The sequence below is a fragment of the Pectobacterium brasiliense genome (assembly GCF_016950255.1).
Lineage (GTDB): Bacteria > Pseudomonadota > Gammaproteobacteria > Enterobacterales > Enterobacteriaceae > Pectobacterium > Pectobacterium brasiliense.
In genome coordinates this window covers 1605751-1622237 of sequence record NZ_JACGFN010000001.1, presented here as the reverse complement: position 1 = coordinate 1622237, position 16487 = coordinate 1605751, and the positions used below count along the sequence as shown (strand labels likewise).

16 protein-coding genes are annotated in these 16487 nt (G+C 53.4%); 15 read left to right on the top strand and 1 reads right to left on the bottom strand.

Annotated features, from left to right (window positions below):
• Positions 1-49 precede the first annotated feature (49 nt).
• From H4F65_RS07165 to H4F65_RS07120, 10 genes are all read left to right on the top strand, one after another.
• Entirely contained in the window at positions 50-256 is a 207-nt protein-coding gene (locus H4F65_RS07165) for a YbfA family protein (RefSeq protein WP_010284974.1), read from the top strand.
• 284 nt (positions 257-540) lie between these two features.
• Positions 541-1500: a YbgA family protein gene (locus tag H4F65_RS07160; protein WP_010284976.1), complete on the top strand. Its 960-nt coding sequence runs from the start codon at positions 541-543 to the stop codon at positions 1498-1500.
• Positions 1501-1521: 21 nt separating this feature from the next.
• Positions 1522-3000, top strand: coding sequence for a deoxyribodipyrimidine photo-lyase (gene phrB, locus H4F65_RS07155; RefSeq protein ID WP_010284978.1), 1479 nt, complete (start codon positions 1522-1524; stop codon positions 2998-3000).
• Positions 2993-3736, top strand: coding sequence for a type 2 GTP cyclohydrolase I (locus H4F65_RS07150; protein ID WP_010284983.1), 744 nt, complete (start codon positions 2993-2995; stop codon positions 3734-3736). Before phrB ends, H4F65_RS07150 begins: the two co-directional genes overlap by 8 nt.
• A gap of 156 nt (positions 3737-3892) precedes the next feature.
• Positions 3893-4549 (top strand): 5-oxoprolinase subunit PxpB, encoded by a 657-nt coding sequence (pxpB, locus tag H4F65_RS07145; RefSeq protein ID WP_010284986.1) that lies wholly within the window; start codon positions 3893-3895, stop codon positions 4547-4549.
• Entirely contained in the window at positions 4543-5487 is a 945-nt protein-coding gene (gene pxpC, locus H4F65_RS07140; protein ID WP_010284988.1) for a 5-oxoprolinase subunit PxpC, read from the top strand. The genes pxpB and pxpC overlap by 7 nt, the downstream gene beginning before the upstream one ends.
• Positions 5477-6214 carry a 5-oxoprolinase subunit PxpA gene (gene pxpA, locus H4F65_RS07135; protein ID WP_010284989.1) on the top strand — a complete coding sequence of 246 codons (738 nt, stop codon included), beginning with the start codon at positions 5477-5479 and terminating at the stop codon, positions 6212-6214. The genes pxpC and pxpA overlap by 11 nt, the downstream gene beginning before the upstream one ends.
• Positions 6215-6243: 29 nt before the next feature.
• The gene (gene pcp / locus H4F65_RS07130) at positions 6244-6891 is read left to right on the top strand and encodes a pyroglutamyl-peptidase I (RefSeq protein ID WP_010284991.1); all 648 of its coding nucleotides are present in this window, start codon (positions 6244-6246) and stop codon (positions 6889-6891) included.
• A 43-nt stretch (positions 6892-6934) separates the two neighbouring features.
• Positions 6935-7726 carry an endonuclease VIII gene (gene nei / locus H4F65_RS07125; RefSeq protein WP_010284993.1) on the top strand — a complete coding sequence of 264 codons (792 nt, stop codon included), beginning with the start codon at positions 6935-6937 and terminating at the stop codon, positions 7724-7726.
• A gap of 15 nt (positions 7727-7741) precedes the next feature.
• Complete coding sequence (locus H4F65_RS07120; RefSeq protein ID WP_010284994.1) at positions 7742-8167, top strand: bleomycin resistance protein; 426 nt, start codon at positions 7742-7744, stop codon at positions 8165-8167.
• Between the two features lie 54 nt (positions 8168-8221).
• Here H4F65_RS07120 and H4F65_RS07115 read toward each other — a convergent pair whose 3' ends face one another.
• A complete protein-coding gene (locus tag H4F65_RS07115; protein ID WP_010284995.1) occupies positions 8222-9508 on the bottom strand; it encodes a citrate synthase in 1287 nt (428 codons plus the stop codon).
• Between the two features lie 652 nt (positions 9509-10160).
• Between H4F65_RS07115 and sdhC the strand changes: the two genes are divergently transcribed.
• The 5 genes from sdhC to sucA all read left to right on the top strand — a co-directional run bounded on the left by sdhC (position 10161) and on the right by sucA (position 16473).
• Positions 10161-10550 (top strand): succinate dehydrogenase cytochrome b556 subunit, encoded by a 390-nt coding sequence (sdhC, locus tag H4F65_RS07110; protein ID WP_010284996.1) that lies wholly within the window; start codon positions 10161-10163, stop codon positions 10548-10550.
• Positions 10544-10891: a succinate dehydrogenase membrane anchor subunit gene (sdhD, locus tag H4F65_RS07105; RefSeq protein ID WP_010284997.1), complete on the top strand. Its 348-nt coding sequence runs from the start codon at positions 10544-10546 to the stop codon at positions 10889-10891. Before sdhC ends, sdhD begins: the two co-directional genes overlap by 7 nt.
• Positions 10891-12657 carry a succinate dehydrogenase flavoprotein subunit gene (sdhA, locus tag H4F65_RS07100; protein WP_010284998.1) on the top strand — a complete coding sequence of 589 codons (1767 nt, stop codon included), beginning with the start codon at positions 10891-10893 and terminating at the stop codon, positions 12655-12657. The genes sdhD and sdhA overlap by 1 nt, the downstream gene beginning before the upstream one ends.
• A gap of 16 nt (positions 12658-12673) precedes the next feature.
• Positions 12674-13390 (top strand): succinate dehydrogenase iron-sulfur subunit, encoded by a 717-nt coding sequence (locus H4F65_RS07095; RefSeq protein WP_010285000.1) that lies wholly within the window; start codon positions 12674-12676, stop codon positions 13388-13390.
• Positions 13391-13665: 275 nt separating this feature from the next.
• On the top strand, positions 13666-16473 hold the full coding sequence (gene sucA, locus H4F65_RS07090) for a 2-oxoglutarate dehydrogenase E1 component (RefSeq protein WP_010285001.1): 2808 nt from the start codon (positions 13666-13668) through the stop codon (positions 16471-16473).
• The last annotated feature ends 14 nt before the right edge of the window (positions 16474-16487 follow it).

Genomic DNA, 16487 nt, shown 5'->3' with positions numbered 1-16487 from the left:
TATGAAAAGCGCCGCTGAACAAAGGTGCTTATCCCAGAGGAGGATCGTTATGTCGCTTTATACTACTTATCCCTTACACCGTATTCTCCTGCGTCGCGCCGCCGTGGTTGCCATCGGCGTGCTGGCGTTACCGGTGATGCTGTTCCGTCGCGATCGGGCGCGTTTTTACAGCTATTTACACCGCGTCTGGCTGAAAACCAGCGATAAACCCGTGTGGATGGCGCAGTCCGAAGCCGTCGCCTGCGATTTTTATTAAGGCCTGCGTATAAGGTCTCTCGTGTTTATCTGCTGTATCCCTAAAACGGGAATGGCAGATAAACACGAAAAATGAACCGGTGAAGGATCGGTTTAAAGATGTTTTGACGAGATTTACCCATTTCCCTTTCTGCCTGTCCTGCCGTTATTTCTCCCCAATCTCATGATTTATTCCTTTATTCTTCGCTGCGACTGCACAGAATCGTGGTGAAATCCGCTATGCTGGTCAGAGGGTTTGCAGAATGCCATCAAGGTAAACCATATTGACAAGCGTAAGGATAAATCATGACGCTCGAACTCATTCCTGTTGGTATCAGCGCCTGTTTGCTCGGTAATCCTGTGCGATTTGATGGCGGGCACAAGCGTTTGACGTTTGCCGCTGAACAACTGGCACCCTATTTTCGTTTTGAACCGGTCTGCCCGGAAATGGCGATTGGGTTACCGGTGCCGCGTCCGGCGCTCAGGCTGGTGCGCAAAGGGGAAAGCGATATCACGCTGCGCGCCAGCAATGGTTCGCCACTGGATGTCACCCAGCAGATGGCGGCGTTTTCCGCTGACAAAGTCAGCCTGCTTCAGCACTTATGCGGTTATATCGTCTGTGCCAAATCGCCGAGCTGCGGTATGGAGCGCGTGAAGGTTTACGATGAAGCGCAAAAAGATGCACGTAAAAGCGGTATCGGCCTGTTTACGCAGGAGCTGATGCGGCAAATGCCTTGGCTACCGGTTGAGGAAGACGGACGCTTGCAGGATCCCGGCTTGCGGGAGAATTTCATTGAGCGCGTTTATGCGTTACACGAACTGAATCAGCTATGGCAAAACGGGCTGAGCCGTGGTGCGCTGATTGCCTTTCATAGCCGCTATAAACTCCTGCTGTTGGCGCATTCCCAGCCGGAATACCGCGAGCTAGGGCCGTTTGTTGCGGGGATCGATAAGTGGGAATCGCTGGAAGACTACATCGTTGAATATCGGAAGCGGTTGATGAAGCTACTGTCGAAGCCTGCGACGCGGCGTAATCACACCAACGTGTTGATGCATGTGCAGGGCTACTTCCGACGCCAGCTTAATTCTCAACAGCGACAGGAACTGGCACATCTCATCGATCGCTATCGACAGGGCTTGCAGCCGCTGCTGGCACCTATCACGTTGCTAAAACATTACATGGCGGAATACCCCGATGCGTATCTGGCTCAGCAGCGTTACTTTGAGCCGTACCCCGAGGCATTACGCCTGCGTTATGGACACTAGTTTGACCGCCCGAGGAATTTCATGACCACGCATGCAGTTACACATGTAGTCTGGCTACGCAACGATCTGCGCGTTACCGATAATCTGGCGCTGTACGCGGCCTGTCAGGATCCGAACGCCACCGTGCTGGCGGTCTTTATCGCCACGCCGGTGCAGTGGGAAAAGCACGATATGGCACCGCGTCAGGCGGCCTTTCTGCTGGAGAACCTGAGGTTGGTGCAGCAGGCGCTAGCCGAGAAAGGCATCCCGCTGCATTACCACGAATGTGCTGACTTTGCAGCGTCGGTTGACTGGCTGGTACAGTTTTGTGCGCAGCAGCAGGCGACCGATCTTTTCTACAATTACCAGTATGAAATCAATGAGCGGCTGCGTGATAAGCAGGTGAAAGATCGGCTGGCCGATAGCGTTGTTTGTCACGGTTATCATGACAGTCTGTTGTTACCGCCTGGTAGTGTGCTGACGGGTAATGGCGAGATGTACAAAGTGTTTACGCCCTTTCGTCAGGCTTTTATCAAACGTCTGCTTGAGTCGGATACGACGTGCGTACCGGCACCGGACGCGCGCGGTGAGCCGATCAATAACATGGTGGAACTGGCACCGTTCAGCTACCCGCAGCGTGAGGTGGATGGCGACGATTTCCCCAGCGGCGAACGTGCGGCATTACAGCAACTGCGCCGTTTTTGCCGCGAGCAGGTGCAGGATTACGACCAGCAGCGGGATTTTCCTGCGCTGCCCGGCACCAGCAAACTTTCTCCGTATCTGGCACTTGGGATCGTATCGCCGCGCCAATGCTTTAACCGTCTGCGTGCCGAATGCCCAGAGATGTTGGAACGGCGTGAGGGCGGGGCGTTTACCTGGTTTAACGAGCTGGTCTGGCGTGAATTTTACCGCCACCTGATTGTGTCCTGGCCGCAGTTGTGTAAACACCGACCGTTCACCGCGTGGACGCAGTGGGTGAAATGGCGAGAATCGCGGGAGGATTTAGCCGCCTGGCAGCAAGGGAAAACGGGCTACCCGATCGTGGATGCAGCGATGCGTCAACTAAATGAAACGGGATGGATGCACAATCGCCTGCGTATGATTTGTGCCAGTTTTCTCGTCAAAGATTTACTGATCGATTGGCGCGAAGGCGAACGCTACTTTATGTCCCAACTGCTGGATGGCGATTTGGCGGCGAATAACGGCGGCTGGCAGTGGGCGGCGTCGACAGGCACCGATGCAGCACCTTATTTTCGTATTTTTAACCCGACAACGCAGGGCGAGCGCTTCGACCCTGAAGGTCGGTTTATTCGTCACTGGCTGCCCGAACTGGCCGCCGTGCCGGATAAAGATATTCATCAGCCCCATCGCTGGGCTGACAAACACCACCATCAGCTGAACTATCCGCTGCCCATCGTCGACCACAAAACTGCACGTCAGGATACGCTGGCGGCGTTTGAGGCGGCCAAAAATATCGGTATGGCGGATAACGATCGAGAAGAGAAAAGTAAGTATGCGTAATGTGGAATTGGAAAGAATCATTAACGAGAAACTGAGCACGGCGACGTTTCAGGACTACGCACCGAACGGTTTACAGGTTGAGGGGCGTGCGGACGTAAAACGTATTGTGACGGGCGTAACGGCCTCACAGGCGCTGCTGGATGCGGCGGTAGAAAAGCAGGCCGATGCGATTCTGGTTCACCACGGCTATTTCTGGAAAAACGAACCGCAGATTGTCTGTGGTATGAAGCGTAACCGACTGAAAACGCTGTTGCTTAATGATATCAACCTGTACGGCTACCATCTGCCGCTGGATGCACACCCGGAACTGGGGAATAACGCACAGCTGGCGGCGCTGCTGGAGATTCAGGTGCAGGGCGCGATCGAACCGCTGGTGCCGTATGGCGAACTGGCACAGCCCATGACAGCAGACGCTTTTTGCCGCCGTGTAGAAAAACGGCTGGGGCGTAGCGTGCTGCATTGTGGGGATAATGCACCGCAACAGATACAGCGCGTAGCCTGGTGTACTGGCGGCGGTCAGGGTTTTATTGAACAAGCGGCCCGCTTCGGGGTCGATGCGTTTATTACCGGTGAAGTGTCTGAACAAACGATTCATATCGCGCGCGAGATGGGACTGCACTTCTTTGCTGCCGGACACCATGCTACCGAACGCGGCGGCATCAAAGCATTGGGCGAATGGCTGGCGGCACAACATGGTTTTGATGTGACATTTATTGATATTCCTAACCCGGCGTGATGGGTTGAAAGTCTTGGTATCGCACAGGAATGATGTCACATTTTCGATATTGGCATCGTTGTTGCTTCGCTGTTGAGAAGAAAATTTATCAGTAAGCAACGCTAATCATTTAGCCATGTTCATCATGACGGAAAAAACGCGATTCAGGAGGAAAGATTGCAACGAGCACGGTGTTATCTTCTGGGCGAGAGGGCTGTCGTTCTGGAACTGGAACCGCCAATGTCGCTGGAGAGCCAGCAGCGGATATGGGGGCTGGCCGAGCGCCTGAACCATCATGAAGAGGTGCTGGAAGCGATTCCGGGCATGAACAATCTGACGGTGCTGCTGGCGCATCCCCAGCAGGTGGCGCTGGATGCGATTGAACGTTTGCAGCGCTGGTGGGAAGAGAGTGAATCGCTGGTGTTTGATCCACGCGATATCGACATTCCTGTTGTGTATGGCGGAGAGGCGGGGCCAGATCTGGCGGAAGTTGCCGCTCACAGTGGCCTGACAGTGAGTCAGGTTGTGGAAGCACACGCTGCCGCGCAGTATGTGGTTTACTTTTTGGGCTTTCAGCCGGGCTTTGCCTACCTCGGTGGATTAAACGAGAAGCTGCATATGCCGCGTCGCGCCGAACCACGCCTGCGCGTGCCGGCGGGATCGGTCGGGATTGGTGGCGCGCAGACGGGGATTTATCCGCTGGCGACGCCGGGTGGCTGGCAGCTGATTGGCCGCACGTCGTTGAAGCTGTTTACTCCACAAACGATGCCGCCAACGCTGCTGCGACCTGGCGATAACGTTCGGTTTCTGCCACAGAAGGAGGGCGTATGCTGAAGGTTATTCATGCCGGCTTGCATACTTCGGTGCAGGATGGTGGTCGTGTCGGCTTTCGCCGTTTGGGTATCAGCCAGTCGGGCGCGCTCGATCTGCCTGCACTGACAATGGCCAACCTGCTGGTGGGCAACGCGGAGAATGCTGCTGCGCTGGAAATTACGCTGGGCAAGTTTAGCGCAACATTCACCACCGCCTGCTGGGTGGCGCTGACTGGTGCGGACTGTCATGCTGACCTCGATGGCAAGCCGCTCTGGACCGGCTGGCGTTTCGCCGTGAAGCCGGGACAAACGTTGAAAATGCGCATGCCGCGTAACGGAATGCGCAGCTATCTGGCCTTGTCCGGCGGGGTGGATGTGCCGGAAGCGCTTGGGTCGCGCAGTACCGATTTGAAAGCTGGTTTTGGCGGCTTTGACGGACGCTTGCTGAGGGATGGCGATGAACTTCCGCTGGGAACGCCGACTCGCGAACTGACGCGAGAAATTGGTATCAAGCAACTGCTGTTCGGCAATCGCGTGCGGGCCTTGCCGGGGCCGGAATATCAGGAATTCAGCGAAGAGATGCAGGAGCTGTTCTGGCGAACGTCCTGGCAACTGAGCCCGCAAAGTAACCGTATGGGTTACCGTTTGCTGGGTGCTGAACTACAGCGCGCCGCATTGCCGGGTAGCAAACCGCGCGAGCTGCCATCGCATGGGTTGCTGCCGGGCGTGGTGCAGGTTCCGCACAATGGTCGCCCTATCGTACTGCTGGCGGATGCCCAGACAACCGGCGGTTACCCGCGAATTGCGACGGTGATTGAAGCCGATTTATTCCATTTAGCGCAAATCCGGCTCGGTGAACCGATACATTTTATTCACTGTACGCAGGCACAGGCGCAAAAAGCGGCCGAAGAACAGCGACGTTACCTCGAACAGCTGGCGTGGAGGCTGCATGATTATTGATCTGAATGCCGATCTGGGCGAAGGCAGTGAGAACGACGAAGCGCTACTCAAGCTGGTGACCTCTGCCAATATTGCCTGTGGGTTTCATGCCGGTGATGCACAAACCATGCGTCAGTCCGTGCGTTGGGGAATCGGCTATGGCGTCGCACTGGGTGCACATCCGAGTTTTCCCGATCGTGAAAATTTTGGCCGCAAGGCGATGAATGTGCCCGCGGAAATTGTCTTTGCACAGGTGGTGTATCAGCTTGGCGCACTCAGCGCGATTGTCGCCGCTGAAGGCGGCACGCTGTCGCATGTTAAGCCTCACGGCATGCTTTACAATCAGGCGGCATGTGAACCGGCACTGGCCGATGCGATAGCCAAGGCGGTGAAAGTAGTGAATCCAGCGTTACGCTTAGTCGGGCTGGCGGGGAGCGAGTTAATTCGTGCCGGACAACGACTGGGACTGGATACGCGTCAGGAAGTGTTTGCCGACCGCTGCTATCTGCCTGACGGATCGCTGGTGCCGCGCACTCAGGCGGGGGCATTGATTAACAGCGATGAACTGGCGCTGGCGCAAACGCTGGAGATGATTCAACGTCAGCGGGTCAGAGCGATTGACGGTTCCTGGGTGAACGTGCAGGCGGATACCGTGTGTATTCACGGCGATGGACAACACGCGCTGTTGTTTGCCCGCAAGCTGCGACACTGTTTTAGCCAGCATCAGATCGCTGTTGCTGCGGCATAATCATTACTTTTTATATGACGGGGAAACCGATGAAAACCGTTTTGATCACGGCGTTTGAGCCTTTTGAAGGCGAAGCGATTAATCCCTCCTGGGAAGCGGTAAAAGTCCTTCATCAGCGGGAAGTTGGCGGTGCGCGCGTAGTGGCCTGCCGTTTATCTTGCGTCTTCGACCTGTCGCTGGAACAGCTTTACCGCGCGATAGCCGAATGGCAGCCGGAAGTGGTGATCGCGGTAGGGCAGGCAGGCGGCCGTGCTGATATTTCTGTCGAACGCGTGGCGATTAATATTAATGATGCCCGCATTGCCGATAACCGAGGTAACCAGCCGATTGATACGCCCGTGGTGGAAAAGGGTCCCGCGGCGTATTTCTCGACGCTGCCAGTGAAAGCGCTGGTACAGGCATTGCGTGCAGCGGGCATTCCCGCCTCGGTATCGCAAACCGCAGGCACGTTTGTCTGCAACCATGTGATGTACGGGCTTTTACATCAGTTACATCAACAGGGCGATGTGGTTCGTGGCGGGTTCGTTCACATTCCCTATTCGCCGGAGCAGGCCGCGCGACATCCCGGTGAACCGAGCATGCCCACGCCGTTAGTCACGGCGGCGCTGGAGGTGATGATCAAGCAGTCGCTGGTGCAGCAGGTTGATGTGGCGGTGACTGGCGGTGCTCTGCACTAGTGTGGCTAATCGCGCAATACGCATGATTTTCAGGGAGTAAGGTATGCCGGAAGGACCGGAAATTCGCCGGGCGGCCGATAAACTGGTCGAGGCCGTTGTGGGAAAAACGCTGACGCGTGTCTGGTTTGCATTTCCAGAACTGAAGCCATACGAGACAGAATTGGTCGGGCAGCAGGTCAGGCAGATCGACACGCACGGGAAGGCGCTGCTGACCTATTTTAGCAACGATCGGGTATTGTATAGCCACAACCAACTGTATGGCGTGTGGCGAGTCGTGAATGCTGGTGAATCGCCGGAAACGAAACGGGATTTGCGTGTCCGGCTGGAAACGCAGGATCGCGCTATTCTGCTTTACAGTGCGTCCGATATTGAAATGCTGACGCCGGAGACGCTCTCGACGCATCCTTTCCTGCAACGTATTGGCCCTGATGTTTTGGATCTCTCTCTGACGCCAGAACAGGTGTGTGAGCGTCTGTTATTACCGCGCTTTCGCCGTCGCCAGTTCAGTGGGCTGCTGCTGGATCAGGCTTTTCTCGCCGGTCTGGGGAATTATCTGCGCGTCGAGATTCTCTGGCAGGCACAGCTTGCGCCGCAACACACGGCAGCGCAGTTGAATGAGGAACAGTTACAGACGTTAAGTCGAGCGCTGCTGGAGATTCCCCGTTTGTCCTACAACACGCGCGGTACCGTTGATGAGGATCGACATCACGGGGCGATTTTTTCGTTCAAGGTTTTCCATCGAGAAGGGGAACGCTGCGAGCGCTGCGGCGGGATCATCGAAAGAACGATGCTGTCATCACGCCCGTTCTATTGGTGCTCGCACTGCCAGAAGTAATAATGTGAGTTATTTATGCGCAAGATGAATACGTTAATTCCAGAAATGATTGTCTCTGACTTACAAAAGAGTCTGGCGTTTTATTGCCATGTTTTGGGATTTCAGATTGAGTACGACAGGCCTGAAGATAAGTTCGCATTCCTTTCATTTCATGGGAGCCAACTGATGCTGGAACAGGATTACTTAATCGAATCGCCCTGGCGTGTGGAACCGCTAGAACCGCCGTTTGGCCGCGGTATGAATTTATCGATTGAGTGCCCGGATGTTCAGGTGCTGGCGGCGGCGATTGAACGTGCTGGCTATACGCTACGCAGGCCGGTGGATACGTGCTGGTATCGCGATCATGAGGTGTATCACGGGGAAAGTAATTTTCTGGTACAGGATCCGGATGGTTATTTATTGCGATTCACGCAAAGTTTAGGTTGTAAGTCATCCCTTTAGTGCAATTGTAACAAAGGCCGGAAAATCCGGCCTTTTTTATGCGTGCGGAATGGATTAATCGTGTTTCAGATTGGATGCAAAGTCACGTTTGTCGTAGCCGGTGTACAGCTGACGTGGACGGGCAATTTTGATGCCGTCGTCGTGCATTTCGTTCCAGTGTGCAATCCAGCCCACGGTACGCGCCATCGCGAAGATAACGGTGAACATGGAAGACGGAATCCCCATCGCTTTCAGGATGATACCGGAGTAGAAGTCCACGTTCGGGTACAGTTTCTTCTCGATGAAGTACGGGTCGTTCAGCGCGATATTTTCCAGTTCCATCGCCACTTCCAGCAGGTCGTCTTTTCTGCCCAGCTCTTTCAGCACTTCATGGCAGGTTTCACGCATGACGGTAGCGCGCGGATCGTGGTTTTTGTACACACGGTGACCGAAGCCCATCAGGCGGAAGGAATCGTTCTTGTCTTTTGCACGCTCGATAAACGCAGGGATGTGCTCCACGCTGCTGATTTCTTCAAGCATACGCAGGCAGGCTTCGTTCGCGCCGCCGTGCGCCGGTCCCCACAGCGAGGCGATCCCCGCGGCGATACAGGCAAACGGGTTCGCACCAGACGAGCCAGCAGTACGCACGGTAGACGTCGAGGCATTTTGCTCGTGATCGGCATGCAGGATCAGGATACGGTCCATGGCACGTTCTAACACCGGATTCACAACATATTCTTCGCAAGGCGTAGAGAACATCATGTGAAGGAAGTTACCCGCGTAGGACAGGTTGTTTTTCGGATAAACAAACGGCTGACCCAGTGAGTATTTGTAGCACATTGCTGCAACGGTCGGCATTTTGGACAGCAGGCGGTAGGCCGCGATTTCGCGGTGGCGCTCAATGTTAATGTCCAGTGAATCGTGATAGAACGCCGCCAGTGCACCCGTGACACCGCACAATACGGCCATTGGATGTGAATCACGACGGAAACCGTGGAACAGACGAGTAATCTGCTCATGGATCATGGTGTGACGCGTTACGGTGGTTTTGAAGGTTTCATACTGTTCTACCGTCGGGATTTCACCGAACAGCAGGATGTAACAAACTTCAAGATAATTCGATTTTTCAGCCAGTTGGGCAATAGGGAAGCCACGGTGTAGCAAGATGCCTTCGTCACCGTCGATATAGGTAATCTTGGATTCGCAAGATGCGGTAGAGGTAAAGCCGGGGTCAAATGTGAAGTAACCTTTAGAACCGAGGGGACGAATATCAATCTCATCATACCCCAATGTACCTGATAGGACATTTAGCTCAATTGGATCTTTACCCTCTAGAGTAAGAGTTGCTTTCTTATCAGCCATTTACAGTCTCCTTAGCGCTTTAATTTTAAATATTCTCACTGAAGAAATACCGTCATGCCTGTGCACCGGGCGAATAAATGTCCGGTGAAACTCTGTCGTGACACAGTCGTCAAATAGGATACAGAGTAAGGCGGATAGCCGCATTCAGGATGAAAAATTCGTTCTCCAGGTAATTAGCGATCTTCAGGCAATTAACAATGCTCTGAATAGATTGTAGTCATTACCTATGACTTTTACGTGGACTCTCCCCACTGTTACATAAGTTACGCCAGTGTGGAAGTGTCGCCGTTGTGCTTTAACACATCATAAGGAATTCAATCCCCTAGTTGTAATTGAAATGTTGAACTTTTGTCAAATCAGATAATTAATTTTATATAAATTGTGAAATTCGTGATCTAAATCACTGTTCGGGGCAAATGTCACCAAACAGTTTGTATGGGAATTGTAATGGGAATGTGAAGGACCTATACTCCCGCCAGGTCTCCGGAATCACCCTGCAGTAGGAGCACCCAGTATGAAAGGATCATGCGCTGTTTAGACACCGGAATGTCGATGTTTGAGCGCGTATCGTAAACCCACTTTTCAGGGCTGTAACTTTCATACTGTCTGACCTCACATCAGGCCCGGAGGAAGAAACAATAATAAAAGCTGTGTGGGCAAATCCGTGAAAAAACAAAGACCTGTCAATCTGGAATTGCAGACGATCCAGTTTCCCGTTACTGCGATAGCATCTATTCTTCACCGCGTCTCCGGCGTTATCACCTTTGTCGCTGTCGGTATTTTACTGTGGCTGTTAGGCACTTCTCTTTCTTCAGAGGAAGGGTTCCTGCGCGCTGCGGAAATTATGGATAGCTTCATCGTCAAGTTTATCGTTTGGGGCATCCTCGTCGCGTTGGCTTATCACATTGTTGGTGGTATACGTCACCTGTTGATGGATTTTGGCTATATAGAAGAAGACTTTGCCGCAGGTAAACGTTCTGCAAATATCTCCTTTATTATTACTGTCGTGCTTTCAATTCTGGCTGGAGTCCTCGTATGGTAAGCAATGCTTCTGCGTTAGGACGCAATGGCGTACACGATTGGTTACTGATTCGCGCTTCCGCCATCGTCATTGTTCTGTATGTAATTTATATTATTGGTTTTATTGCTACGGCTGGCGACATCACGTATGAAATCTGGCGTGGTTTCTTCGCAATGGCTCTCACCAAAGTATTCACACTGCTAACGTTATTTTCCATTCTGGTTCATGCCTGGATAGGGATGTGGCAAGTGCTGACCGACTACATTAAACCGCTGGCCTTACGCCTGACTTTACAGTTGGCGATTGTCGTAGCGCTGTTGGTGTACGTCATTTATGGAACTATTGTGGTGTGGGGTGCGTGATGAATTTGCCAGTCAGAGAATTTGATGCAGTTGTTGTAGGTGCGGGTGGCGCAGGTATGCGCGCCGCGCTGCAAATTTCCCAAATGGGCCTGTCCTGTGCCCTGTTATCGAAAGTGTTCCCAACCCGTTCCCATACTGTGTCCGCGCAGGGCGGTATTACCGTTGCGCTGGGTAACACCCATGAGGACAACTGGGAATGGCACATGTACGACACCGTAAAAGGGTCGGATTACATTGGCGATCAGGACGCTATTGAATATATGTGTAAAACCGGTCCGGAAGCGATTCTGGAACTGGAACACATGGGATTACCGTTCTCCCGTCTGGATGATGGCAGCATTTATCAGCGTCCGTTCGGTGGTCAATCCAAGAATTTTGGCGGCGAGCAGGCCGCACGTACTGCGGCTGCCGCAGACCGTACCGGTCATGCCCTGCTGCATACGCTGTATCAGCAGAACCTGAAAAATCACACCACTATTTTCTCCGAATGGTATGCCCTCGATCTGGTGAAGAATCAGGATGGCGCGGTGGTCGGTTGTACGGCGATCTGTATCGAAACCGGTGAAGTCGTCTATTTCAAAGCGAAAGCGACCGTGCTGGCGACCGGCGGCGCAGGCCGTATTTACCAGTCCACTACCAACGCGCACATTAATACAGGTGACGGCGTGGGCATGGCACTGCGTGCGGGCGTTCCGTTGCAGGACATGGAAATGTGGCAGTTCCACCCGACCGGTATTGCGGGTGCGGGTGTGCTGGTGACAGAAGGTTGTCGTGGTGAAGGCGGTTACCTGTTGAACAAGCACGGTGAACGTTTCATGGAACGTTATGCGCCAAACGCGAAAGATCTGGCTGGTCGTGACGTTGTTGCCCGTTCCATCATGATCGAAATTCGTGAAGGCCGCGGCTGTGAAGGCCCGTGGGGACCACATGCCAAGCTGAAACTGGACCATCTGGGTAAAGATGTTCTGGAATCCCGTCTGCCGGGCATCCTGGAACTGTCTCGCACATTTGCTCACGTCGACCCGGTGAAAGAACCGATTCCGGTTATCCCAACCTGCCACTACATGATGGGCGGTATTCCGACCAAAGTGAGCGGTCAGGCATTGACGGTGAATGAGAAAGGCGAAGATGTGGTGATTCCAGGGCTGTTTGCCGTAGGTGAAATCGCCTGCGTCTCGGTTCATGGTGCTAACCGTCTAGGCGGTAACTCGCTGCTCGATCTGGTGGTATTCGGTCGTTCGGCGGGTATTCACCTGCAAGAGTCGTTGAACGAGCAGGGCGAAAGCCGTGATGCCAGCGAATCCGATATTGAAGCCTCTCTCGACCGTCTGAACCGCTGGAACAATACCCGTTCAGGGGAAGATCCAGCTGAAATCCGCAAGGCGCTGCAATCCTGTATGCAGAACAACTTCTCGGTCTTCCGCGAAGGAGATGCGATGGCGAAAGGGTTGGAAGAGCTGAAAGTGATTCGTGAACGCCTGAAAAATGCGCGTCTGGATGACACGTCAAGCGAGTTCAACACCCAGCGTATCGAGTGTCTGGAGCTGGATAACCTGATGGAAACCGCGTATGCGACGGCGGTGTCTGCTAACTTCCGTACTGAAAGCCGTGGTGCCCATAGCCGCTTCGACTACCCAGAGCGTGACGATGAGAATTGGCTGTGCCATTCGTTGTATCTGCCGCAAACCGACAGCATGACGCGCCGTGAGGTGAACATGCAGCCTAAACTGCGTCCGGCGTTCCCGCCGAAAATACGTACTTATTAATTGCGGAGATAAAACGATGAAACTCGAATTTTCTATTTATCGTTACAACCCGGATGTTGACGATGCTCCGCGGATGCAGGATTACCAGTTGGAGGCGGAAGAAGGCCGCGACATGATGCTGCTGGATGCGCTGATGCTGCTGAAAGAGCAGGATCCGACGCTGTCATTCCGTCGTTCCTGCCGTGAAGGCGTCTGCGGTTCTGATGGCGTCAACATGAACGGCAAAAATGGGCTGGCCTGTATCACGCCAGTTTCTGCGTTACGTCGCGGAAACAGCAAAATTGTTATCCGTCCTTTGCCTGGATTACCGGTTGTTCGTGATTTGGTAGTGGACATGGGACAGTTCTATGCTCAATATGAGAAAATAAAGCCTTACCTGTTGAATAATGGGAAAAATCCGCCGGCGCGTGAGCATCTGCAATCGCCTGAACAACGTGCCAAGCTGGATGGGTTGTATGAATGCATCATGTGCGCCTGCTGTTCAACGTCTTGCCCGTCGTTCTGGTGGAACCCGGACAAGTTTGTCGGACCCGCGGGGCTGCTGGCAGCGTATCGCTTCCTGATTGACAGCCGCGATACGGAAACCCAGCCACGACTGGACGATCTGGACGATGCATTCAGCGTCTTCCGCTGCCACGGCATCATGAACTGCGTCAACGTGTGTCCGAAAGGGTTGAACCCGACCAAGGCTATTGGTCATATTAAATCGATGTTGTTGCACCGTAGCGCGTAACGGTTAGTCAGTACGTAACGTGTTATTGCATAAAGATTAAGTAGTAAAACATGTATCTCCCTCTGAAGTTGCTATTCTTCAGAGGGAGCGCAGGAAACCTTTAAAAACCGGCTTACGCGCCCGAACCGGTTTTTAAAGGTTCCTTAGGGGGGACGGATACCCTAAGCGCGTACCGAAGTACGACAAGTGAACCGTTTGTACGGCAAACGATATACGGACACTAATTACATGTTAACCACGGCGAAAACTGAAGCTTATTAGCTTAAGGGATCATGATGCAGAACGGCGCGATGAAGGCCTGGCTGGATTCCTCCTATTTGGCGGGTGCGAATCAGTCCTACATAGAGCAACTCTATGAAGATTTTTTAACCGATCCTGACTCGATCGAACATAGCTGGCGCTCGATCTTCCAGCAATTGCCTACGAGTGGGGTCAAACCGGATCAACTCCATTCCAAAACGCGTGAATATTTCCGCCGCCTGGCGAAAGACTCTTCGCGCTTTACCTCGTCAGTCACCGACCCCGATATTGATGCTAAGCAGGTCAAGGTATTGCAGCTGATCAATGCGTTCCGCTTCCGTGGACATCAGCAAGCTAACCTGGATCCGATCTTCCTGCGCCCGCAGGAACCCGTTGCAGAATTGGATCTGGATTACCACAACCTGACGCAGGATGACCTACAGGAATCCTTCAACGTGGGCTCTTTTGCCATCGGCAAAGACACCATGAAGCTGGAAGACCTGTATGACGCGCTGAAACGCACCTATTGCGGTTCTATCGGTGCGGAATATATGCATATGACCAGTACGGAAGAGAAACGTTGGATTCAGCAGCGTATCGAATCGGTAATGGGGCAACCGTCATTCTCTCTGGAAGAGAAACGCCGTTTCCTGAAAGAGTTAACCGCAGCCGAAGGGCTGGAGCGTTACCTGGGTGCCAAATATCCTGGTGCCAAGCGTTTCTCGCTGGAAGGCGGTGATGCACTGGTTCCGATGCTGAAAGAGCTGATTCGCCATGCGGGTGCAAACGATACTCGCGAAGTCGTATTGGGGATGGCACACCGTGGCCGCCTCAACGTGCTGATCAACGTATTGGGCAAAAAATCTCAGGATCTGTTCGACGAGTTCGCTGGCAAGCATAAAGAACACCTCGGTACCGGTGATGTGAAATATCACCAGGGCTTCTCGTCTGAATTCGAGACGGCTGGCGGTCTGGTGCATTTGGCGCTGGCGTTCAACCCATCTCACCTCGAAATCGTCAGTCCGGTAGTAACAGGGTCTGTACGTGCGCGTCTCGATCGTCTGAATAGCCAGAGCGGTCCGCGTGTTTTACCTATCACTATTCACGGTGATGCGGCAATCAGCGGTCAGGGCGTGGTGCAGGAACTGCTGAACATGTCGACGGTGCGTGGCTACGAAGTTGGCGGCACACTGCGTATTGTAATCAACAACCGTATCGGCTTTACCACCTCTAACCCGCTGGACATTCGCTCAACCGAATACTGTACCGATATCGGCAAGATGGTGCAGGCACCGATTTTCCACGTTAACGCAGACGACCCGGAAGCGGTGGCGTTTGTTACGCGTCTGGCGCTGGATTTCCGTAATGAGTTTAAGCGTGATGTGTTCATCGATCTGATTTGTTATCGCCGTCATGGTCATAACGAAGCTGACGAGCCAAGTGCAACGCAGCCGATGATGTACCAGAAGATCAAGAAACACCCGACGCCGCGTAAGGTATACGCCGATCGTCTGGAGCAGGAAAAATCCATTACGCTGGAAGATGCCACCGAAATGGTCAACCTGTACCGCGATGCGCTGGATGCCGGTGAATGCGTGGTGGAAGAATGGCGTCAGATGGATATGCAGTCCTTTACCTGGACGCCGTATCTGAACCATGAGTGGGATGAGCCTTATCCGCACGCAACGGAAATGAAACGCTTGCAGGAGCTGGCGAAGCGTATCAGTGAAGTGCCGGAAGGGATTGAAATCCATCCTCGTGTTGCCAAGGTCTATGCTGACCGTGCCGAAATGGCGGCGGGCAACAAGCCGTTTGATTGGGGCGGGGCAGAAACGCTGGCTTACGCTACGCTGGTCGATGAAGGCATTCCGATTCGTCTGTCTGGTGAGGACAGCGGTCGCGGTACGTTCTTCCATCGTCATGCTGTCGTGCATAACCAGAAAAATGGTTCCAGCTACACGCCGTTGAACCACGTGCATAACGGACAGGGCGAGTTTAACGTCTGGGACTCCGTCTTGTCTGAAGAGGCGATTCTGGCGTTTGAATACGGCTATGCGACCGCAGAACCGCGCACCCTGACTATCTGGGAAGCGCAGTTTGGTGACTTCGCCAACGGTGCACAGGTTGTTATCGACCAGTTCATCAGCTCCGGTGAGCAGAAGTGGGGCCGTATGTGTGGTCTGGTCATGCTGCTGCCGCACGGTTACGAAGGTCAAGGCCCTGAGCACTCGTCTGCCAGACTGGAACGCTATCTGCAGTTGTGCGCTGAGCAAAATATGCAGGTCTGTATTCCGTCAACGCCAGCGCAGGTTTATCACATGCTTCGCCGTCAGGCGCTGCGCGGTATGCGCCGTCCGCTGGTGGTCATGTCACCGAAATCTCTGCTGCGCCATCCGCTAGCGATCTCTTCACTGGATGAACTGGCAAATGGTTCCTTCCAGCCAGCGATTGGTGAAGTAGAAGAATTAGATCCGGCAGCCGTGAAGCGTGTCGTGCTTTGCTCCGGTAAGGTCTACTATGATTTGGTAGAACAGCGCCGTAAGAACGAGCAAAAGAATGTCGCGATCGTCCGTATCGAACAGCTTTATCCGTTCCCGCATCAGGCCGTTCAAGCTGCGCTGGAATCGTTTGCCCATGTTCACGATTTCGTGTGGTGTCAGGAAGAGCCGCTGAATCAGGGAGCCTGGTATTGCAGTCAGCACCATTTCCGTGAAGTGATTCCGTTTGGGGCTTCTTTACGTTACGCAGGACGCCCGGCGTCTGCATCACCCGCCGTTGGCTATATGTCCGTACACCAGAAACAACAGCAAGATCTGGTCGATGACGCGCTGAACGTTGATTAAATAAAAGGATAGAT